We start from the raw sequence: 20241 nt of genomic DNA on the forward strand, positions 1-20241 counted from the left end.
GATTCTCGCGAGGTGAAGGATGACTAAGGCACCACCGTCAATGCAAAACGAAGAAACAATCAAGATACAGTGCCCCGAATGTGGTCACAGCAAACGGCTCCCCGCCAAAGCCGTACCGGCCAAAGGGGCCGTGGCCACCTGCCCCAAATGTGCGGGCAGATTTCAGGTGCCGCCTCCCGGCGCCGGGAAGGAAGTGCCTGCTGTCGCCAGTCGTGTCGCTAGTGCCGCCACGCAGGGGAGCGCTCGCCCTGACCCGGTTGACCCGCCGCCCGTGACCGCCAAGGTCAAGTTCCAAACCTTTGTCACCTACGATAATCGCTTCAAGGGCAAAGGAGAGGTGCGCATCGCGGACGGCTTCATTCAGATACAGGCGCGGCGAAGATGGATGGGGTTATTCTCAGGCAGAAAAACCGAACGCTACCCCCTTGCCGCCGTGCGTAATCTTTTCTGCAAAGGCAAGACCGTCCAGTTTGTCATCCCCCAAGGTAAGAGGGTGTGGCAGGCTTATCTGGTCTGCGCTGATCAAAAGACGGCTCAGGCCCTTGCCGCCCGATTGCCCAAGACCGTAGACGGCAAATTCACCACCACACAACAGGCCAACAACGAATTGAAAGAGAGGATGTCGCAACTGCCGGCTGCAACGCCCGTTACCTGGGCCCTGCTGGCCCTCAATATTATGGCTTATCTGGCCATGGCCTGGACCACCAAGCAATGGCTGCAATTTGATGCCGCTTACCTGACGTCTGTCGGCGGCAACTACTCACCCCTTACCACCGATGGCCAGTGGTGGCGGATGCTGACCGCCACCTTCTTGCATGCCGGCCTGCTTCACCTGGTCTTCAACATGCTTGCCCTCTACCACATTGGCCGCCTTGTCGAACGTCTGCACGGCCCCTGGGCTTATCTCTCTATTTACCTGCTGGCCGGCATAGCCGGATCGTGCGGCACCCTGCTTTTTTCTCCCCTGAATGTCGGTATCGGTGCCTCGGGCGCGGTCTTTGGCGTCATGGGGGCCATGGTGATCTTCTTTCAGATCGACCGCGACTTTCTCACATCCGGCGCCCGCAATAAAATTGCCACCACCTTTGCCATCTACGGCTTTTATGCCCTGATGAACGGCATCGGCAAAGCCGGAATCGACAACGCCGCCCATGTCGGCGGCGCCCTGACCGGCATAGCCCTGGCCTGGTTTATCGGCAAACCCTTGCGACTCAAGAAAGAAGACGGCGGCTGGTTGAGCCGACGAGCCCTGGCCGGTGTGGGGCTCGTCCTTCTCGGAGTTGGCGTCGCCTTAGCCGCGGCGCCGAAACGGGGCAGCGACTATAGGGTGGCCGCAAGCATCGTCGAACTGCAGCAAGAGCTGAGTGCCAAAGAAAAGATATTGGCGGACGAGGTTGTGAAAATGTCCGAAATGGCGGAGGACGTGGACTCTGCCAAAGTCACCGAAGTGGTAACGCTATGGCAAAACACCTACCAGGGACTGCCGGAACGGTTGGCCCAGCTTCAGCCTGAAAATGAAAGCCTCCAAAAGCGGCAAGAAGTGTTGCTTGCCTACATTCGTCTCAAGCAGGAAGGGGGCGAGCTGATGGCCGAAGCTTTTGCCAAAGAGGATAATACCCTTGCGAAGCAGTCGGTCGAGAAGCTGAAGGAAGCGAATGAATTGGCTTCTGGTTTGGCAAAGCCGATTCAGTGGAATGAGCGTTAAGAGACTGAGGAATTGTCGAATTTAGAATAAGAAAGCTCGCTTGGTGACAACTAAATTGAAGAAATGGGAGTTGGGGATGTCGTCAATAAATGGGCAAAATATTGTTGATAGAAGTTCGGTTAATTTTGATGATGCAATTATTGTTATGAGGCCAAGTAAGGGTCATTATTTTTTAATACTAGTGATAACTGTAGTAGTAACAGCTTATGCCATGTTTGCAGATGTAATCCCTGTTCTTATCACATTAGACTATTCATCTGTTTTTTCAGGATCAGAAAATAGAATTGGAAAACAAATATTCCATTTTTATCTTGGCTTGTTCTTATGTGCTTACATACCAGCGTGGGCCCCAATTTTCAGAATAGGGAATGCCTACTTTTTTAACGATAAGTTAATTATAACACCATTTTTTTCAAAAAAAATTAAAAGTTACTATTATGAAAATATGCAAGTAACACAAGATAGGATGCTCCGTTTGAAAATAGATGAATTAAAAGTTGGTTCTGACTACAATATATTCAAAAAAATTAAAAACCGATATTTTGATGGTGTTGTGTTTGGCTTGACAAAGAAAACAATAAATAATTACGAAATTGTCGAGGATGTATTGAGCTTACTTAAAAATAATTCTGCAAAATACCTTGAGAAATAAGTTTAATAAGATTTAAAAGTTAAGAATTTGTAGGTTTTTGCTTACGGAAAAACTGGAAAGAGTCAGATATTTATGTCTGGCTCTTTATGTAGTCAGGAAAATTGGTTTTGATGAAAATCAAAATACCAGCGGCCATATTATTTTTGGCAGGAATAGTTTTTTTGTCATTTAGCGGGTAGTTCTGGGGACACGGGTAGTTCTGGGGACACCATCCTTAATTATTTCTTGACGCCCCATAATCCCTTCATTAATCTCCACACATGGCAAGAATTGCACGGGTCATAGCATCAGGCATCCCCCATCACATTACCCAACGGGGCAACCGGAGGATGCAAACCTTCTTCGGCGACGACGACTATCGGGCCTACCTAGACCTGTTGGCTGAATGGTGCCGTAAGTGTTCGGTCGATATCTGGGCCTATTGTCTTATGCCGAATCATGTTCACCTGATTGCTGTTCCCGAAAGCGAAGAGGCGTTGCGCCGCGGCATCGGGGAGGCCCATCGTCGCTATAGCCGCATGATCAACTTTCGGAACAACTGGCGCGGGCACCTCTGGCAAGGCCGCTTTGCCTCCTTCCCTATGGATGAGAACTATCTTCTGGCTGCTGCCCGCTATGTGGAGAGAAACCCAGTCGCTGCCGGCTTGGTTGACGATGCTGGGGCCTGGCCGTGGAGCAGTGCTCAGGCGCATTTAGCTGCAACGGATGATGGATTGGTCACAGTGGCGCCACTTTTGGAGTTGGCCGGTGACTGGCGAACGTTTCTGGAGGATTCGTCTGATGAAGAACGGGTCAACGAGATAAAGAAGCATGAGCGCACCGGAAGACCCCTCGGATCAGAGGGATTTGTCGCCAGGCTGGAGACCGTGCTGGATCGTACGCTTAAACCGTGCAAGCCAGGGCCAAAGGGGAAGGGAATTAAGTAAGGTGTCCCCAGAATTGTTCGCAAAGGGGAAGGGAATTAAGTGAGGTGTCCCCGGAATTGTGCGGCAAAGGGGAAGGGAATTAAGTAAGGTGTCCCCAGAATTGTTGCACGTGCAAGCCAGGGCCAAAGGGGAAGGGAATTAAGTAAGGTGTCCCCGGAATTGCGGAGGGGAATTAAGTAAGGTGTCCCCAGAATTGTTGCAAGGGGAATTAAGTAAGGTGTCCCCAGAATTGTTGCAGGACCTATTGTGTGGTGTAAAAGCAGGACAGCTTGCCCCTTGCCAGGAGTCGGCTTTTGTTCTTTCGGACAACAGAGGGTCTGATCAGGGGTCAACTGCCGGTAGTTTGAAGGGACTTCAGATATGTGGTCAGTTCGTCGATCTGGGCAGGGGAAAACCGCTCGCCAAAAGCGGGCATCCCGTTTGGACGGCCTTCGCGGATGCTCGTGCGCAGGGAGTCGGGGTCACCGCCGTAAATGAAGTCTGGTCCTTGCAGTGACGGCCCTTTGGAGGCCCACCCGCCCTTGCCTCGTTCGCCGTGGCAGGGGGAACACCAAGTGGCAAACTGTTGCGCGGCCGTTTTTTCGACTCTTGCTTCAGGCGTAGAGGATTCCTGACAGCCCAGAAGCAGGAACAGGAAGAGGCCATAACTCGCGGCACGCCACAGGCAAAGGCGGTGGTGGGAGAGGGTGTTTTTTGGATTCATGATCACCAGGGCTCCTAGGATAAAAGTCGTCTCTCGGAAGAGTGAACAATAAAAACAGGCGATCAAAAAACAAGTTTTTTATCGCTCTTTGTGAAGCAGGAATGATGATGGAACGCTATCACGGCCTCCACAAAAGTCAATATGGGGTAGTTCTGTGGACACCCTGCTTAATTATGTCTTGACGACCCATAATCTCTTCATTGGTCTTCAAATAGGGCAAGGGATGCCAACCTTCTGTGGCGACGACCACCGGAGTTGTATTTCCCCATTAGAACAGAAGGGTGGATAAGGTAAAATAAGGCCTGCCGGGGTTGACAAACGCCCGATTTAACGGTAAAAAAGCGTCTTTGTGAATGAGTTTGCTATCGACTTTTCACCTGACAGGGGGAGTTTTTATGAAAAAGGATATCCAGGAAAAAGGGGCCATCATTCAACGCGACAAGGAGACCTATGCGGTGGCTCCCCACATTCCCGGCGGCATCACCAATCCGGCGACCCTGCGCAAGATCGCCGATGTGGCGGAGAAATACGGGGCCCAGGCGCTGAAACTGACGAGCGCCCAGCGCATCGCCATTGTCGGGTTGCCAGAAGAGAAGCTGGATGAGATCTGGGAGGAGCTGGGGGAGAAGCCCGGCGCCGCCATTGGTCTCTGCGTGCGCAGCGTCAAGATCTGCCCCGGCACCACCTTCTGCAAACGCGGCCAGCAGGACTCCGTGACCGTGGGACTGGAGATGGACGAGAAGTACCACGGCCTGCAGCTCCCCTGGAAGTTCAAGATGGGGGTCTCCGGCTGCATCAACGACTGCGCTGAAGGGTGCATCAAGGACGTCGCCCTTATCGGCACGCCCAAGGGCTGGAACGTGATGGTCGGCGGCAACGGGGGCGGGCAGGCGCGCCTCTCCTACAAGCTGCTCGAACATGTGCCCACCGACGAAGAGGCGCTGGCCGTGGTCGATCACATCATCCAGTGGTTCAAGGCCAAGGATCGCAAGTGCCGCCTCGGCAAGTTCATTGACGAGATGGGGTTCGAGGCGTTTCGCGACGAATTGCTGCAGGACTTCAAACCCTGAGGTATGTAAAAAAGGGGAGCCGATTTGGCTCCCCTTTTTTTTGTCAGGGCTGGGCGACGAAGCGGTAACCGCGGCCGCGCACGGTGAGAAAATGAACGGGGTTGGCCGGGTCCGGTTCGAAGTAGCGGCGCAGGCGGACGATGAAGTTGTCCAGCGTGCGGGTCTCCGTGTCCGGCGTCATGCCCCACACCAGCTTCAGCAGCTCGGCGCGGCTGAGGATTTCCCCCTCGCGATCGAAAAAGATACGCAGCATCTTGATTTCCAGCTCGGTGAGACTGACCTCCCCACGGGGGGTGGTGGCCGTCTGTTCCTGCAGGTTCACCTCGTTGCCACCAAAGGCGTAGAGATCGCCCGGCGGCAACTCTTCCTTGTGCCATCCTGAACGCCGCAGCATCCCTTTAATCCGCAACAGAAATTCGTCCAGGCTGAAAGGCTTGGTCAGGTAGTCGTCCGCCCCGGCGGCAAGGCCTTTGACGCGGTCCCTTTCCTGGGAGCGGGCGGTGAGGATGAGGATGGGCAGGCGCGGGCTCTTTTCACGGATCTGCCGGCACACCTCAAGGCCGTCGATGCCCGGCAGGGAGAGATCGAGCACCAGCAGGGAGAAGGACTCCCGGCTGAAGGCGTCCAGGGCCTTCTCGCCGCTGCCGGCGTGGGTGACGGCGTAGCCTTCGGCTTCAAGGTTGAAAAGGAGCCCTCGGGCGAGGCTCGGCTCGTCTTCCACCAGCAGAATACGGGCTTGGGGCATCATTCCCTCTCCTTGACCGGTGAAATCAGGGGGAGGGTGATGTGCACGGTGACTCCCTTGTTCAAGCCCTCACTCTCGATCCAGACCTTGCCGCGATGCAGCAGAATAACGGCCCGGATGATGAAGAGGCCCAGTCCGCTCCCCCGGATCGTCTCTCCGCTCGACTTGACCCGATAAAACATGCGAAAGACTTTCTTCAGCTCCTTTTTCTCCAGGCCCCGCCCCTGATCGGCAAAGGTCAGATGAGCCTGGTCCCCTTCGGCTTGAAGGGTCAGCTTGAGAGCAGGGGGGCCATTGCTGTAGAGCAGGGCATTCTCGAGAAGATTGCGGAAGACGGCCTTGAGCCAGTCGGTGTCGGCGCGCACATGGATTTCGGGCGCGATGTCGAGCGCCATGGTGCCGGCCTTGGGCAGGGCGTACTGCTGGGGACGAAAGTAGTTCGTGATCAGTTCCGACAGGTTGCAGGGAGTCAGGTTGAGCTTGAGTCCCCGCTGTTCCAGGCGGTTGGCGGATAAAAGATTGTTCACCAGGGTGTTCAGCCGGTCGGTGTCGGCCAGCATGGTGTCGAGAAAGGTGTCCATCTGCTCCGGGTCGGGCTGGCGGCGGCGAATGGTTTCGAGGTGCAGCTGGATGGAGGCGATGGGGGATTTGAGCTCATGGGTCACCTGAGCGATGAACTGGTGCTGGGCCCGGTAAAGGGCTGCCTGCCTGCGCCAGTAGAGAAAGATGACGTAGACCCCGGCCAGAATGGCTCCGAGCAACAGCAGGCCCTCGATCAGGATAAGCCAGTCCCAGCCCCTTTGCAGCAGATCAGGGCTGTATTGCTCGGCCAGGGCGCGCAGGCGCCGGTGGCTGCCCATGAACCAGGAGATCCAGGAGATGACGATGATCACCCAGATCAGCTGGACGGCGACAAAGGCGAAGAGCGGATTGATGACGCGGCGAAAGAGTTTCATGGGCCATCTTTAGCATTTCGCGGGGCGGCGAACAAGACCTATGTCACAAAGCTTTTACATAACTATTACAATTGCCTTGGTCATCTTCTGCTAGGCTGTCTTCAGTTAAGAAACAGCCAGGTATGGCTTGCAGCCAAGGAGATTGACCATGACAAAGCCTTTGACCATTGGTAAACATACGGCCCGCTTTCCCGTTATTCAGGGGGGGATGGGCGTGCGCGTTTCCGCTGGCCGTCTGGCCGGAGCCGTGGCCCGCAGCGGCGGTATCGGCCTGGTTGCTGCCGCCGGCATGGCCCTGAACAGCAGCCACTACGACGGCAAGAATTACTTTACTGCCGATCCGTTGGCCCTGAAGGATGAAATCGCCAAGGCCTACGCCATGGCCCCTAACGGCATCGTCGGCACCAACTGCATGGTCGCCGTCACCAATTTCGATGAAATGGTGCGGGCTTCCTGCGAAGGCGGCGCCAAGGTTATCGTCTGCGGTGCCGGTTTGCCCATGAATCTTCCCGGCCTCACCACCGATTATCCCGACGTGGCCCTGGTCCCCATTGTTTCGTCCGTCAAGGCGGCCGAGCTCATCGCCCGCAAGTGGAAGAAGAGCTATGATCGCCTCCCTGACGCCGTGGTTGTGGAAGATCCGGACACGGCCGGTGGCCACCTGGGCGAGAAGCTGGAAAAAATCGGTGACGGCACCTACGATCAGTATGCGACGGTGCGCGGCGTCAAAGCTTATTTCCGCGAGGAATGGAATCTGGATATCCCCATCATCGCCGCTGGCGGCATCTGGGATCGCCAGGATCTTCTCCACGCGCTGGAGCAGGGCGCCGACGGTGTGCAGATGGCCAGCCGCTTCGTCTGCACCGAAGAGTGCGACGCTTCCGACGCTTTCAAGGAAGCCTATCTGAACTGCCGTCAGGAAGACATCGGACTGATCATGAGTCCGGCGGGACTTCCCGGCCGGGCCATCAAGGCCAATATCGACAAGGTGCGTCAGCGGGACGTGGACCTGGACGTGCGCTGTCCTTCCGGCTGCCTGAAGAAATGCGCCTACAAGACCGACCAGGAGCGCTTCTGTATCGTCCACGCCCTCGACCGGGCCCAGCGTGGCGACGTCGAGACGGGACTGGTCTTCTGCGGCACCAACGCCTGGAAGGCCAACCGCATCACCACGGTGCAGGCCATCTTCGACGAGCTTTTCGAACTGGCGAAATCGGAGGCGGCACCCCAGGCGGTCAATCACTGAAAAGATCAAGTAAAAGCAAGATGATGAGAAGGCAGGAGCGATCCTGCCTTTTCCTTTTTTGAAAAGGGGGAACACCCTGTACCCTAAGAGCTTGTCATTGCTGAGGGATATGGTGTAAGATCTGGCGGAGTTTTTAATCCGCACAACCGATAAGGAGTCGGCATGGCCAAGACGGACGAGTTCATCCCCAAGTGGATCGCTTGGGAAAGCACCCAGCGCTGCAATCTCAACTGCGTGCATTGCCGCTGCTCTTCGGACCTGCAGTCCTCGGAAGGGGATTTTACCACCGAAGAGGCCTTCAAGCTCATTGACGATATCTGCGAGGTGTCCAAACCGGTTATGGTTCTTTCCGGCGGCGAGCCTCTTATGCGCAAGGATATTTTCGAGATCGCCCGCTACGGCACCGACAAGGGACTGCGCATGTGCATGGCCACCAACGGCACCCTCATCACCGACGAGGTCTGCCGGCAGATGAAGGAGGCGGACATCAAGATGGTCTCTCTCTCCCTCGACGGTTCCACAGCGGCCATCCACGACGATTTCCGTAACTGTCCCGGCGCCTTCGAGGGGACGATCCGCGGTGCCGAGACCCTCAAGCGCAACGGCATCAAGTTTCTGGTCAATTCCTCCTTTACCAAGCGCAACCAAAAGGATATCGGCGCCACCTTCAAGCTGGCCAAGAGTCTGGGGGCGACGGCCTGGTACATGTTCATGATCGTTCCCACCGGCCGTGGCGAAGAGATCATGAACGAGCTTATCTCCAAGGAGGATTACGAGGAGATTCTCGCCTGGCACTACGAGCAGGAGAAGGGGGAGGACGACATCCTCATGCGTCCCACCTGCGCCCCGCACTACTACCGTATCGTGCCGCAGATGGCCAAGGCCGAAGGGGTCGATTTCCAGCGGCGCAGCCTGACTTTTTCCACTGGTGGCGGCAAGGGCTGCATCGCGGCCCAGACCATCTGCCTCATCGACTGCTACGGCAACCTCAAGCCCTGCTCCTACTTCCACTCTTCCGTCGGCAACGTCAAGCAGATCCCCTTCAAAGAACTCTGGTTCAATTCCAAGGTGTTCAACGACCTGCGTGATTTCAAGAAATATCAGGGCAAGTGCGGCGAGTGCGAATTCATCAACGTCTGCGGCGGCTGCCGGGCCCGGGCCGACGCTGTGTACGGCGACTACATGGCCGAGGAGCCTTTCTGCAATTACATCCCCAATCGCACGCGCAAGCGCATGGAGAAGGAAGCGGCGGAGAACGCGGCAAAATAATGACGTCGGGACGCAATTTATGGCGCCCAGGGCGTGATGAATCACGCCCCTACGAGTTGAACCACATCCCATAGGAGGATCCAAGCGATATGACCACTGAATACAATTTCATCAAGGCCTGCTGGGGCCAGCCCGTCGACCGCACTCCCGTTTGGCTCATGCGTCAGGCCGGTCGCTATCTTCCCCAGTACATGGAAGTCCGCAAGAAGGTCTCCTTTCTCGAACTGTGCAAGACGCCGGAGTTGGCCGCCGAGGTCACCATCCAGCCCATCGATTACCTGGGTGCCGATGCCGCTATCCTCTTTTCCGATATCCTGACGCCGGTGGAGCCCATGGGGCTCAAGCTCGACTTCGTCCCCGGGCCGGTCTTTGAAAATCCGGTGCGCACCAAGGCCGACATCGACGCCCTGCGCATCCCCGTGATGGAAGAGGACGTCCCCTATGTGCTGGAGACCATCAAAATTCTGCGCCGCGAGTTCGAAGGCCGCGTTCCCCTCATCGGTTTCGGCGGAGCCCCCTTCACTCTGGCCTGCTACATGGTGGAAGGTAAGGGGAGCAAGGACTTCGCCCAGATCAAGCGCATGATGTACGGGGCGCCCGAACTCTACGCCGCCCTCATGGACAAGGTCACGGAGATGGACCGCCAGTATCTCAACGCCCAGATCGCCGCCGGGGCCCAGGCCATCCAGATCTTCGACACCTGGGGCGGTATTGTTTCTCCGCTCGATTACGAAAGGTACATCCTGCCCTACACCACCAAGCTCATCAACGGCCTCAATCGCAAGGACATCCCCATCATTCACTTTGTCAAGGGCTCGGGAACCATGCTGGACAGTGTCAAGAAGGCCGGCTCCGACGTGGTCGGGCTCGACTGGCATCTCGGCCTCGGCAAGGCCCGCGACATTCTCGGCGCCGAAATCGCCGTGCAGGGGAACCTTGACCCCACCGTCCTCTACGCGCCCAAGGCGCACATCGAGACGGAGGTCAAGCGCATTCTCGACGAAAATGCCGGCCGCCCGGGACACATTTTCAACCTAGGCCACGGCATCCTGCCCACGGTCGACCCCGAGCACGCCAAGTTCATGGTCGACTGCGTGCACCGCCTCAGCCAGAAGTAACGCGTACGGGGTGAGCCGAGAGACGAGGTTATAACGCCTCACCCCTTTCGCCTCACCCCTCACCCCTCACGGGTTATAGCCATCATGGAATCTGACAAACCGATCGGCATCGTCCTGCTCAACATGGGAGGGCCCGACTCGCTGGAGGCGGTGGAGCCCTTTCTCTACAACCTCTTTTCCGACCGGGAGCTGATTCGTCTGCCGCTGGGGGCCCTGCTGCAGCGCCCCTTTGCCCGGCTGATCTCCTTTTTCCGGGCCAAAAAGGTTCGATTGAACTATCGCGCCATCGGCGGCAAGACACCGCTCCTCATGTGGACGCAGCGACAGGCTGAGGGCGTGACCCAGGCTCTGGGCGCCTCCTTCAAGCCTTATGTGGCCATGCGCTACTGGCACCCTTTCGCCCAGGAGACCTTGCGCCAGATGCGGGCCGACGGAGTGGAACGGGCGGTGGTGCTCTCCATGTATCCCCATTACACCGGCGCGACAGGAGGAAGCAGTATCAATGACTTCCGCCGCGCCGCCCGCGAGCATCATCCCGACCTGCAGTTTACCGTTATCGACCAGTGGTATAACTGGCCCGGCTATCTCGATGCTCTGGCCCAACGGATACGGGAAGGGCTGGAGCCGTTCCATGAGCTCCTGCGGGACGAGGTGCAGATCCTCTTTTCCGCCCACGCGCTGCCACAGAAGTTCATTGACCGCGGCGATCCTTATCTCGAACACATTCTGGCCACGGTCAAGGGAGTGATGGAGCGGGTGGGGGATCGTCCCTGGCATCTGGGCTTCCAGAGCCGCAGCGGCCCTGTCACCTGGATGGAGCCCGATACGGTGGAGGTGATCGACACCCTGGCGGCGGAGGGGCACAAGGCCGTCCTTCTGGTGCCGATTTCTTTCGTTTCCGACCACATCGAAACCCTGCACGAGATCGATATCGAATATGCCGAACATGCCTACAAGGTCGGCATCCCCTCGTTCCGGCGGATACCGTCTCTCAACGACCACGACGACTTCATTCAGGCCCTGGCCGGCCTGGTGCGCCACACCCTGGAGACGCCGGCATGAAGACCTGCACCATCTGCGGTAAAATCTACGATCCCGACGCGCCCCTCGACAATCCGAGCGAGCAGGCCGGTCTGTACATGGCCCGCGAACTCTATGACGACGCCGATCAGCTCTGCCCCCAGTGTCTGGCCAATCGCGGCACCCTGGGGATGATGTACTGCACCGAGTTTTACGGTTGAGGGTTGAGTCAGCGCCCGCAAGCAAAAAGGGCCTCCCCAATGTGGGAGGCCCTTTTTCATAGTCCGTTTTTTTGTAGATCCTCCAGCAGTCGTCGCTGTTTGTCGGTGAGTTTCTGTGGCACTTCCACCTCGATGATAGCGTAGAGATCGCCTTTTTCCTGTTTGCCGCTGCGGGGAACGCCGAAGCCCTTGAGGCGGATCTTCTTGCCGGCCGAGGTGCCGGCGGGCACTTTGACGCGTTTGGGGCCTTCGAGGGTGGGAACCTCCACCGAAGTGCCGAGGCAGGCGCCGCTGAAGGGCACCTGCACACGGGCGTAGAGATCCTGGTCTTCGCGGGTGAGGGTGGGGTCAGGGTCCACCTTGATTTCCAGGTAGAGGTCCCCGGCAGGCCCCCCCGTCGGGCTGGGCCCACCCTTGCCGCCGACGCGCAGCTTCTGGCCGGGCTCGACTCCGGCGGGAATGCGCACCTGCAGGTGTTCCACCTGGTCCCCCTGTTTGTAGTCGACCCGCCGCTCACCGCCAAGGACGGCCTGGCGAAAGGGAATGGTGAGGGTCATCAGGTAGTCCTGCCCTTTGACGACCTGTCGGCGAGAGGAACCGGTAAAAGGCTGTTTGCGGCCGCCACTGAACAAATGACTGAAAATATCGTCGGTGCCGAAGCCGAACTCGCGGAAGATATCCCCCACATCGAAGTCGCGGTAAATGTCCTCCTGGCTGTAGCGCTGGTGGAAGCCGGTGGACCCGAACTGGTCGTACTGTTTCTTCTTGTCTGGGTTGGATAGTACGGCGTAGGCCTCGGTGATCTCCTTGAAGCGCTCTTCCGCCTTTTTGTCGCCAGGGTTTTTGTCGGGATGATATTTCAAGGCCAGTTTGCGATAGGCCTTCTTGATGTCTTCAGCCGAGGCATCCTTGGCTACGCCGAGCACCTCATAGTAGTTCTTGGTCATGCTGTCTCCTGTTTCGTGGGCTTGTGTCGGGATTTACTATAATTACGCGCGCGCCCCCCGTCAAGCGCACCCTGGTCAAAATGCGCGATAAAGGCACATTCCTTGCTTTGAATCAGCCTGTAAAAGGCCCTCGGCGCCCCACCGGTCCGGTGCCTGCAGGTTCCGCTTGACCCTGCCGGTGGGCTGTTCTATTTTTTCCTGGCGGGTTCGGGTTATAAATACCCATCTGCCCGGCTATTTGACCAGATGGGCCAATAGCCCTTTGCATAAATCCCTACTCTTCAACCAAAGGAGCCATGATGCGCGTCGCCATTATCGGAGCTGGTATTTCCGGTCTTTCCACGGCTTTTGCCATTGAACGTCTAGCCCGTGAAGCCGGTCTCGACCTGCAGACGGTCGTTTATGAAAAGAAGGAGCGCACCGGCGGAAAAATTCACAGTATCAGGGAAGAGGGGTATCTGTGCGAATGGGGGCCTAACGGTTTTCTCGACAACAAGCCCATGACTCTCGAACTCTGTGATCGGCTGGATATCCAGGGGCAGTTGGCCCGCTCCAACGACAACGCCCGCAAGCGCTTCATCTATTCGGAAGGGCAACTGCACCGCCTGCCGGAAAACGGGCCGTCTTTTCTGAAATCCCCGCTCATTTCCTGGCCCGGCAAAGTCCGCCTCGCCTGTGAGACGCTGATTCCCACCTATCGGGGTGACGACGACGAGACTCTCGCCCATTTTGCTCGCCGCCGCCTGGGCGAGGAAGCTCTCGATAAGCTCATTGCCCCCATGGTCTCCGGTATCTTTGCCGGTGATCCGGAAACCATGAGTCTCAAGAGCTGTTTTCCCCGCATCCATCAACTCGAACAGGAATACGGCGGTCTGATCAAGGCCATGCTCAAGCTGGCCAAAAAGAAGAAGGCCGAGCGCAAGGCCGGCAAGGTCGTGGCCAGTGCAGCCGGCCCCGGCGGTGTCCTCACCTCGTTTGTCGGTGGCATCCAGGAATTGACGGACCGTCTGCAGGAGGCCGTCGCCGGCGAGGTGCGCACCGGGGTGGGGGTCAACGGCGTCCTGCCCAAACAAGGGGGGTTCGAGCTGCACCTGCAGGACGGTTCCATCGAGGAGGCGGAGGTGGTGGTCAGCGCCGCCCCAGCCTATGCCCTGGCCGGCATGCTGGAAGAGTCGCTGCCCGAGGTGGCGAAAACGCTGCAGGATATCCCCTATGCCTCCATGAACGTCGTCTGCTTCGGCTATGCGCGGGAGCAGATTGCCCGGGATCTGGACGGGTTTGGCTATCTCATCCCCCGCAAGGAAGGGCGGCACACTCTGGGAACCTTGTGGGATTCCAGTATTTTTCCTAACCGCGCCCCCGAAGGGCATGTCCTTTTGCGTTCCATGATGGGTGGCGCCACCCATCCCGGCGCCTTCGACCTGGCGGAAACGGAGGTCAGGTCGCGGGTTATGGAGGACCTTGCCACCATCATGGGGATCAAGGCCGAACCGCAATTCGTGCGCATCTTCCGTCACCGCCGCGCCATCCCTCAGTATGTGGCCGGTCACGCCAAGAAATTGTCGGCTCTGGATGAGAGGCTCGGGGCTTGCCCTGGATTATTCTTCACGGGCAACGCCTACTTCGGCGTCGGTCTCAACGACTGCGTCAACGCCTCCAACCTGGCGGCGGAAAAAGTGCTGGCCCATATTCGGGCCACCAAGGCCTGAGAATTCGCTGGATTGATGCGTCGAATCCGCACATCAGCCGCGCCCGCCCCTGCGGGTCGCGATATTGGCCGTATCATCGGTCTGGTGGTTGTTTTCTACCTGTCCTGGGTGGGGTTTTCCCTGGGGGTTCAGCACCTGCCGTCCCCGGCGGCGCTCAAGGAGCTGCTCCCTCTGCTGACCCTGGGGCTGCATCTGGGCTTTGCCACTCTTGCCCTGGCCCTCTTCCACCACCATTTCAGTCGGTTATTCGCAGTCAACCCTTCCCTGCGCCAGGTATTGATGGCCTTCTGTGTTCTGGTTGCCCTGGCCCTGTACGGTGGCAGTCGTTGGCTGGCGCTCTCACCGTCGGTTTTCGTCGATTTGATCAGCACCGCCAATCTGCTTTTGCTGGCCATGGTGCTGGGGAGTTGGATGACGACAGCCTTGAGCCGTCCCGCCGAGTTGGTGCCTGTCTGTCTGGTGATGTCGCTGGTCGATATTTTCAGCGTGAGTCGCGGTCCCAGTCGCTTTATCGCCGGCCGCATCGAGGAGTTCTATCTGAAGGGGAGGGAAGGGCTGCCCCCCGTCGGTGACTTTCTGCTCATCAAAATGACGCTTCCTGGCGGCTCGGCGACCTTTCCCGTCTTTGGCGTATCGGACTGGATCATCGTCGCCTTTCTGGCTCTGGCCGCCGCCCGGTTCGAGTACAACGACAATCTGCTCGGGCCCGGGCTCGCCACCCTTGGCGAGAGAAAACGACCGACTCTCTACTTCCCGCTGCCGGCGGCCGCCCTGCTCCTCGCCGTCCTGCTGGCCCAATTTACGGGCGTTTTCCTGCCGGCCCTTCCCATCATTTCCGTACTCTTTCTGGCCTTCCTCTTTGTGCGTTATCCGGCCAGCCGTCAGCTGCTGCGGACCGACTGGTTGCTGGTGCTGACCGCCTTTGCGGCCATGGCCGCTCTCATGCTGCTTCCCCCACGTTAGTCCTGGACCAGGTCTCTGGAAAATTGCGCCCTGCCCGCCAGAGTAAAATTATCGCCAGTGTGACAAAATGAGGGATGCGTGGTGGTCATTCGTCAAGTTTTACCGGCGATATAAAGCCGGGTGGTTTGATAGCAAGGACAGAGCAGGGGAGCTGTTCCAGAATCATTTCCGCCGTGTTGCCGATGAAGAGCCCCGAAACCCCGGTACGGGCCAGAGTTCCCATGACCACCAGGTCGGCCTGTAGCTTTTCGGCCATAGCGGAGATTTCACGCTGGGGGGCGCCCTTCTGTAAATGATAACGCGGCCGCAGTTGGCTGTAGATTTCTTCGCCGACCTGCTTCTGCAGGCTGTCTTCGAGGCTGGACAGGCCACTTTGATGGCGCTGGCGCTCCATTTCCACGTAGGTCGCGACCTCATCAGGCGATTTATCGCTCCACCGCCGCACGATCCCTTCGGCAAAGCCTTCCCAGGCATGCACCAGATGCAGGGCGGCGCCGTCGGAGACGGCCAGGGCGCTGGCCAGGGCGAGTATTTCGCTGTTGAGTGTTGTCTCCGTCTCGTCCGACCGCACGGGATTGACGTCGACAGCGGCCAGGATTTGGCTGTAGTGGGGAGTCTCCGGCACCTTCATCAACCAGACGGGGCAGGGACATTTGCGCAGCAGATGCATGTCGGTGCTGCCAAAGAGGCGTTGGAGAAAACCGGGATTTTCGGCCGCCTTAATAACCAGGTCGTAACCGTGGCGCAGGACGGCACGGATGATCTCCCGGAAGGCCGAACCCACCAGAACGTCGGTCTGGATGTTCGGATTCTGACCATGAGGGACTGCCAGATCCTGCAACGCCTGCCGCTGGAAGGCGACCTCCTCGTCCAGGTACTCAGGTTCGATCTTGGAAACGGTGGAGACGATCGTGAGTTTCGCCTCGTGGCGGGCAGCCAGGGAAACGGCGCGAGCCAGGGCGGAAGCCTGGTCCACCAAAGGTTCGCTGACATAGAGGATGTTCCTGAAATGTTTCATGATGTCTATCCCTTTCTCGTGCCTTAAAGGGGCTCCAGTCCCCTCAACTGCTGAATAGCGGTGACCTTGCCGATAACAATAAGGCTGTCCCCGGCTTGCAGGCGCTCCTCCGACTGGAGGCTCATGATGGATTCCTGTCCGCGACGGATACCGACCAGGGTGACGCCGTAGGTCTGGCGAAAGCGCAACTCGGCCAGCGACTGGCCGGAAAGGCTGGAGTCAGCGGCCACGCGGATTTCCGCCAGTTCGAAATGGTCTCCTTCCTGTGCCTTCTCTGGTGCCGCCAGCTGGTTCAGAGTCATCTCCGCTTCTTTAAGTTCGGCAAGTGGTCCCATGATGAGAAGACGATCGGCCGGGTAGATACGGAAATCCGGAGTTGGTTCATAGTGGACGCGCCCCCCGCGGCTGACCGCCAGAATCGAAATCCCTGTGGTCGAAGTCAGGGGAAGGTCGCGAATCGTTTCCCCCGCCACGGCCGCATCTGACTTGATCCGCACCTCCAGAAAGGAGACGGGCCAGTCAATGCTCGATGGCAGCAACGCCATGGCGTAGGTCAGGGCGTCGGCAGCCTGCTCGGTAGCGTCGACAAAAGGGCGGAAAATCAGATGAGCGCCTGCTTTTTCAAACTCGCGTACTTCAGCTGCCGTCGTGGCGGTGAGAGCCACCTTGCCAGCATACCCCTCTTTTTTGAGATTGTGGATCAGGGCCAGATTCATCTCCTTGTCCCGCACGGCGCTGATGACCCAGCGTGCTTTGTGCAGTGGCAGATACTCGTGGATGTCCGGGTCGGCCATATCGCCATAGATAACCGGCAGTCCCCGTTGGCGCCAGCTGTCCAGGGTGCCAGGATCAAAGTCGATCCCCATCACCGGCTTCTGGCGACGCAACAGGTATTCGGCCAACCCGCTGCCATAGTTGCCCAGGCCGAAGAGAATGACATCGACCGGGATGCTCTCCTTGAGGGTGTCGATGGCTGACTCCCGGTAGGGGGTGCGCCGTTCAAAGAACGTCAACGGCCCGGAAAGAAAATTGTAGAGGGGAGCGGAATAGAGGATCATGTAGGTGGAAATAAAAATGGTGACGACGCCGACCAGGGTAACCAGACCGACGGTTTCGTTGCTGATGTGGCCGAGACTTAAACCCAGGGCCGCCACGATAAGGGAGAACTCACTGATCTGGGCCACCGTGAGGCCGGCCAGGAAACTGGTGCGGCGCCGATAGCCCATCCAACCCATGATGATAAGGACGATCAGGGGGTTGCCGATGAGGACGAAGAGGGAGAAGACCACGGATGACCCCAGCTGGGAGCCGACCGTGGACCATTCCAGGCGGGAGCCGAGGTCGATAAAAAAGAAGAGCAGCAGAAAGTCACGCAGCCCGGTAAGGCGCCCGCCGATGGAGTCCCGGTAGTCGGTGGAGGCCAGGGAAATGCCGGCGAGGAAAGCGCCTACCTCTTTGCTGAAGCCAAGCAATTCGCTGCCGGCCCCGAGAAAGACGGCCCAGGCGATGGCGAAGAGGGTCAGCAGTTCAAGGGAGTGGGCCAGACGCCGGGTCAGGCCAGGGAGAACGAACTTCATGAGCAGAGCGACGACCCCCAGTAGTCCCAGGCCCTTGGCGACGATCTCCAGTGCGGTGAGAAAGGGAGAGCCCTCGCCGGCGACCGAGGAACCCAGGGTGGTGAGGCCGACCAGGGCCAGGATGGCGGCGATATCCTGCACGATAAGAAAACCGATAGCGATCTGGCCGTGCAGGGAGTCGATCTCCTTTTTATCGGAGAGCAGTTTGACGATGATGATGGTGCTGGAAAAGGTCAGGGCTACGGCCACATAGGCGGCGCTCAGCCAGGAGAGATCCAGGGCCAGGGCAATGGCAAAGCCGATGATGGAGGTGAAGATGATCTGTCCCAATCCCGTTGCCAGCGCGACGGGGCCGGTTGTGCGGATCAGGTGCAGGTCGAGCTTGAGGCCAACGATGAAAAGCAGCAGAGCGATGCCGATGTGGGCCAGTAGTTCGATCTGGTGATAGCTCTGGATGATGCCGAGACCGGAAGGCCCTGCCAGGATGCCGGTGGCCAGAAACATGATGATGAGAGGCTGTCGCAGCTTCTGGCCGATAATGCCAAGAAGAGTGGCTAAGCCAAGGATCGAGGCGATTTCGAGAAAAGTGCTTCCTTCCGACATGAGGCGTAACTCCTGTGTGCTGCCCGGTGGATAAGGATGTTTTCAGACCAAGTCAACCCGATAAGTGTACCTGACTTTGCCCTTTTTTTGCAGCACAATGAGCAGCCCTTCCGTCATAGATGGTCATAAAAAAAGGCCGACATACGCCGGCCTTTTCCTTCCAATCAACCATCACTTTGCTGAAACCTCAGATTTCCCACTCACTGTGACGATGCTCGGCGTAGTCGCGACGCACCTTGCCCGTAAACATGGAGGGGAGGAGGGGGCGGTTGGCCTTGATGAGAAAAGCGCCGAGATGGGCGACGAATAGACCGAGAAAGATCATGGTCGCCAGGGTGTGGGTCAGGGTCACCACCTGCAGAAAGGTCGGATCAAGCGTGATGACGCCGGTGTTTTTGTAGACCTTGATCAGGCCGGTGGCGATGAGCAGCAGCGAAGTGAGGCCCATGGCCGCGTAAGCGAGGCGTTGCTCGGCCAGAAACTTGCCGCTCGGTGGCTCTTCCTGGCCCGTCACCATGGCCTTGATGATCTCGACGCTCTCTTTGACATCCCCTTTTTGCGGGACGGCGGCGAACTCGCGGCGGCGCAGATGAAAGACCAGGTGAAAGAAGACGGCGGCAGTGAAGAGCATGGCGGCCACATAGTGGATGACCTGCTGAATGAGGAAGTTGGTGGACCAGCTCAGCCCCGGCAGTTCGTTGACATAGAAGCGGCCATAGAGGGGCATGGTGCCAAAGCCGGAAAAGATCAGAACCAGGCCGCTGATGGCCACGGCCCAGTGAGTCAGGCGCACGGCGCCGTCATGACGCAATACGTAATTATTTTTCATCGTTCTTCTCCCGTTTTGAAACCGTGGCGGCAAAGGCACCGACGATACCGGCTACCGGGGCGAGGAGGGCCGCCTTGGCCAGGGCACTCTGCTTTTCCAGGGCGTTTTCGGGGTTATGCAAGCGCATGACCTTGGCGGAATCAGCCCCTTCCCGCAGGGCGGCATCGATCTTTTCAAAAGGCACCTTGGAAACGTACAGGGTCGAGGTGCCACCGTGCTCCGTTTTGCCGTAAAGGTGACCGGAGTAAGCAGCGGCCAGTGCTTCCGCCTTTTGCAGGATATCCTGGCGGTGTCCGATGTGCATGGCACCACGAGGGCAGGCCGTCATGCAGGCGGGTTTATCGCCCCGGCCCAGGTCCTCGCGGCAGAGGTCGCATTTGTACATGACGCCGCCGCCGACGGGAGCGGGGTCGAGATAGGTGTAGACGCCGACGCCGGCCTGGCGCTGGGGCACATCCCAGGGGCAGACGGTGCGACACTTGGCGCCGCCGAAGCAGAGGGCCGGGTCAATATGTACAGGCCCGTCCTTGTCCTTCTTGGCGGTACCGAAAGGGCAGAGCTTGACGCAGGGCGGATTGTCGCAATGCATGCAGCGGCGGGGAATGCTCAACTCCTGCGGCTTGCCATCGACTTCCACGGCAACCTTCTGCACAAAGAGCCAGTTGTAGGGAGTCAGCTGCTCGGTCAATTCGCGGCGGTCGCTCCAGTCTTCATGGAATTTCTGGGGCCAGTAATCCTTGAGCATGGCGGGATCGGGCTCGGGAAAACGAGCGGCATTGTGCCGGCGGCAGGCCGAAACGCAGGCCGGTGTGTCCTTGTCGGGGCAGCCGTCGCAGCGGGTGAGGTCAATCAGGGTGGCATAGGAGTCGTCAGCGAGGGCCGCCTGCGCCCGCCCCTTGGGGATGACCGTGGCCGCGGTTGCCGCTGCCATGCCGGCCAGAAAACTTCTGCGGGAAAATTTCAT

General features: G+C 58.2%; 19 protein-coding genes. 11 read left to right on the top strand and 8 right to left on the bottom strand.

What is annotated here, in order from left to right:
* The first annotated feature begins 40 nt into the window (after positions 1–40).
* From AOP6_RS03190 to AOP6_RS03200, 3 genes are all read left to right on the top strand, one after another.
* Positions 41–1705, top strand: coding sequence for a rhomboid family intramembrane serine protease (locus tag AOP6_RS03190; RefSeq protein ID WP_213194735.1), 1665 nt, complete (start codon positions 41–43; stop codon positions 1703–1705).
* A 76-nt stretch (positions 1706–1781) separates the two neighbouring features.
* Entirely contained in the window at positions 1782–2357 is a 576-nt protein-coding gene (locus AOP6_RS03195; protein ID WP_155875188.1) for a hypothetical protein, read from the top strand.
* A gap of 260 nt (positions 2358–2617) precedes the next feature.
* On the top strand, positions 2618–3283 hold the full coding sequence (locus AOP6_RS03200; RefSeq protein ID WP_155875189.1) for a transposase: 666 nt from the start codon (positions 2618–2620) through the stop codon (positions 3281–3283).
* Positions 3284–3611: 328 nt separating this feature from the next.
* On the opposite strand, the gene AOP6_RS03205 is transcribed toward AOP6_RS03200, so the two are convergent.
* Positions 3612–3986, bottom strand: coding sequence for a c-type cytochrome (locus AOP6_RS03205; RefSeq protein ID WP_155875190.1), 375 nt, complete (start codon positions 3984–3986; stop codon positions 3612–3614).
* A 395-nt stretch (positions 3987–4381) separates the two neighbouring features.
* Here AOP6_RS03205 and AOP6_RS03210 point away from each other — a divergent pair, with 395 nt between their 5' ends.
* Positions 4382–5056: an NAD(P)/FAD-dependent oxidoreductase gene (locus AOP6_RS03210; protein WP_155875191.1), complete on the top strand. Its 675-nt coding sequence runs from the start codon at positions 4382–4384 to the stop codon at positions 5054–5056.
* 43 nt (positions 5057–5099) lie between these two features.
* On the opposite strand, the gene AOP6_RS03215 is transcribed toward AOP6_RS03210, so the two are convergent.
* Together AOP6_RS03215 and AOP6_RS03220 are read right to left on the bottom strand one after the other, a co-directional pair.
* Positions 5100–5801 (bottom strand): response regulator transcription factor, encoded by a 702-nt coding sequence (locus AOP6_RS03215; protein WP_155877622.1) that lies wholly within the window; start codon positions 5799–5801, stop codon positions 5100–5102.
* Entirely contained in the window at positions 5801–6757 is a 957-nt protein-coding gene (locus AOP6_RS03220) for a HAMP domain-containing sensor histidine kinase (protein WP_155875192.1), read from the bottom strand. Before AOP6_RS03220 ends, AOP6_RS03215 begins: the two co-directional genes overlap by 1 nt.
* 148 nt (positions 6758–6905) lie before the next feature.
* On the opposite strand from AOP6_RS03220, the gene AOP6_RS03225 reads away from it, so the two are divergent.
* The 5 genes from AOP6_RS03225 (at position 6906) to AOP6_RS03245 (ending at position 11631) form a co-directional block, all read left to right on the top strand.
* Positions 6906–8003, top strand: coding sequence for a nitronate monooxygenase family protein (locus AOP6_RS03225; RefSeq protein WP_155875193.1), 1098 nt, complete (start codon positions 6906–6908; stop codon positions 8001–8003).
* Positions 8004–8165: 162 nt separating this feature from the next.
* Positions 8166–9272: a radical SAM protein gene (locus AOP6_RS03230; protein ID WP_155875194.1), complete on the top strand. Its 1107-nt coding sequence runs from the start codon at positions 8166–8168 to the stop codon at positions 9270–9272.
* An 89-nt stretch (positions 9273–9361) separates the two neighbouring features.
* Positions 9362–10390 (top strand): uroporphyrinogen decarboxylase, encoded by a 1029-nt coding sequence (gene hemE / locus AOP6_RS03235; RefSeq protein WP_155875195.1) that lies wholly within the window; start codon positions 9362–9364, stop codon positions 10388–10390.
* A gap of 84 nt (positions 10391–10474) precedes the next feature.
* Positions 10475–11452 (top strand): ferrochelatase, encoded by a 978-nt coding sequence (gene hemH, locus AOP6_RS03240; RefSeq protein WP_155875196.1) that lies wholly within the window; start codon positions 10475–10477, stop codon positions 11450–11452.
* A complete protein-coding gene (locus tag AOP6_RS03245) occupies positions 11449–11631 on the top strand; it encodes a hypothetical protein (RefSeq protein ID WP_155875197.1) in 183 nt (60 codons plus the stop codon). The genes hemH and AOP6_RS03245 overlap by 4 nt, the downstream gene beginning before the upstream one ends.
* Before the next feature lie 56 nt (positions 11632–11687).
* On the opposite strand, the gene AOP6_RS03250 is transcribed toward AOP6_RS03245, so the two are convergent.
* Complete coding sequence (locus tag AOP6_RS03250; RefSeq protein WP_155875198.1) at positions 11688–12578, bottom strand: DnaJ C-terminal domain-containing protein; 891 nt, start codon at positions 12576–12578, stop codon at positions 11688–11690.
* Between the two features lie 296 nt (positions 12579–12874).
* Here AOP6_RS03250 and hemG point away from each other — a divergent pair, with 296 nt between their 5' ends.
* The gene (gene hemG / locus AOP6_RS03255; protein WP_155875199.1) at positions 12875–14287 is read left to right on the top strand and encodes a protoporphyrinogen oxidase; all 1413 of its coding nucleotides are present in this window, start codon (positions 12875–12877) and stop codon (positions 14285–14287) included.
* A gap of 15 nt (positions 14288–14302) precedes the next feature.
* Complete coding sequence (locus AOP6_RS03260) at positions 14303–15250, top strand: hypothetical protein (RefSeq protein WP_155875200.1); 948 nt, start codon at positions 14303–14305, stop codon at positions 15248–15250.
* A gap of 85 nt (positions 15251–15335) precedes the next feature.
* Here AOP6_RS03260 and AOP6_RS03265 read toward each other — a convergent pair whose 3' ends face one another.
* From AOP6_RS03265 to AOP6_RS03280, 4 genes are all read right to left on the bottom strand, one after another.
* Complete coding sequence (locus AOP6_RS03265) at positions 15336–16268, bottom strand: universal stress protein (protein WP_155875201.1); 933 nt, start codon at positions 16266–16268, stop codon at positions 15336–15338.
* Between the two features lie 23 nt (positions 16269–16291).
* Positions 16292–18448 carry a cation:proton antiporter gene (locus tag AOP6_RS03270; RefSeq protein ID WP_155875202.1) on the bottom strand — a complete coding sequence of 719 codons (2157 nt, stop codon included), beginning with the start codon at positions 18446–18448 and terminating at the stop codon, positions 16292–16294.
* A gap of 187 nt (positions 18449–18635) precedes the next feature.
* Entirely contained in the window at positions 18636–19277 is a 642-nt protein-coding gene (locus tag AOP6_RS03275; RefSeq protein ID WP_155875203.1) for a cytochrome b/b6 domain-containing protein, read from the bottom strand.
* Positions 19267–20241 (bottom strand): 4Fe-4S dicluster domain-containing protein, encoded by a 975-nt coding sequence (locus AOP6_RS03280; protein ID WP_155875204.1) that lies wholly within the window; start codon positions 20239–20241, stop codon positions 19267–19269. The genes AOP6_RS03275 and AOP6_RS03280 overlap by 11 nt, the downstream gene beginning before the upstream one ends.

The organism is Desulfuromonas sp. AOP6 (assembly GCF_009731355.2).
Classification (GTDB): domain Bacteria; phylum Desulfobacterota; class Desulfuromonadia; order Desulfuromonadales; family SZUA-540; genus SZUA-540.

Bases quoted from the DNA above. Each gene is read 5' to 3' on its own strand.
- AOP6_RS03190 (WP_213194735.1), top strand. From the start codon at position 41: ATGCAAAACGAAGAAACAATCAAGATACAGTGCCCCGAATGTGGTCAC.
- hemH (WP_155875196.1), top strand. From the start codon at position 10,475: ATGGAATCTGACAAACCGATCGGCATCGTCCTGCTCAACATGGGAGGG.
- AOP6_RS03195 (WP_155875188.1), top strand. From the start codon at position 1,782: ATGTCGTCAATAAATGGGCAAAATATTGTTGATAGAAGTTCGGTTAAT.
- AOP6_RS03275 (WP_155875203.1), bottom strand. From the start codon at position 19,277: ATGAAAAATAATTACGTATTGCGTCATGACGGCGCCGTGCGCCTGACT.
- AOP6_RS03280 (WP_155875204.1), bottom strand. From the start codon at position 20,241: ATGAAATTTTCCCGCAGAAGTTTTCTGGCCGGCATGGCAGCGGCAACC.
- AOP6_RS03230 (WP_155875194.1), top strand. From the start codon at position 8,166: ATGGCCAAGACGGACGAGTTCATCCCCAAGTGGATCGCTTGGGAAAGC.
- AOP6_RS03225 (WP_155875193.1), top strand. From the start codon at position 6,906: ATGACAAAGCCTTTGACCATTGGTAAACATACGGCCCGCTTTCCCGTT.
- AOP6_RS03205 (WP_155875190.1), bottom strand. From the start codon at position 3,986: ATGAATCCAAAAAACACCCTCTCCCACCACCGCCTTTGCCTGTGGCGT.
- AOP6_RS03270 (WP_155875202.1), bottom strand. From the start codon at position 18,448: ATGTCGGAAGGAAGCACTTTTCTCGAAATCGCCTCGATCCTTGGCTTA.
- AOP6_RS03260 (WP_155875200.1), top strand. From the start codon at position 14,303: ATGCGTCGAATCCGCACATCAGCCGCGCCCGCCCCTGCGGGTCGCGAT.
- AOP6_RS03250 (WP_155875198.1), bottom strand. From the start codon at position 12,578: ATGACCAAGAACTACTATGAGGTGCTCGGCGTAGCCAAGGATGCCTCG.
- AOP6_RS03265 (WP_155875201.1), bottom strand. From the start codon at position 16,268: ATGAAACATTTCAGGAACATCCTCTATGTCAGCGAACCTTTGGTGGAC.
- AOP6_RS03200 (WP_155875189.1), top strand. From the start codon at position 2,618: ATGGCAAGAATTGCACGGGTCATAGCATCAGGCATCCCCCATCACATT.
- AOP6_RS03215 (WP_155877622.1), bottom strand. From the start codon at position 5,801: ATGCCCCAAGCCCGTATTCTGCTGGTGGAAGACGAGCCGAGCCTCGCC.
- AOP6_RS03220 (WP_155875192.1), bottom strand. From the start codon at position 6,757: ATGAAACTCTTTCGCCGCGTCATCAATCCGCTCTTCGCCTTTGTCGCC.
- hemE (WP_155875195.1), top strand. From the start codon at position 9,362: ATGACCACTGAATACAATTTCATCAAGGCCTGCTGGGGCCAGCCCGTC.
- AOP6_RS03210 (WP_155875191.1), top strand. From the start codon at position 4,382: ATGAAAAAGGATATCCAGGAAAAAGGGGCCATCATTCAACGCGACAAG.
- AOP6_RS03245 (WP_155875197.1), top strand. From the start codon at position 11,449: ATGAAGACCTGCACCATCTGCGGTAAAATCTACGATCCCGACGCGCCC.
- hemG (WP_155875199.1), top strand. From the start codon at position 12,875: ATGATGCGCGTCGCCATTATCGGAGCTGGTATTTCCGGTCTTTCCACG.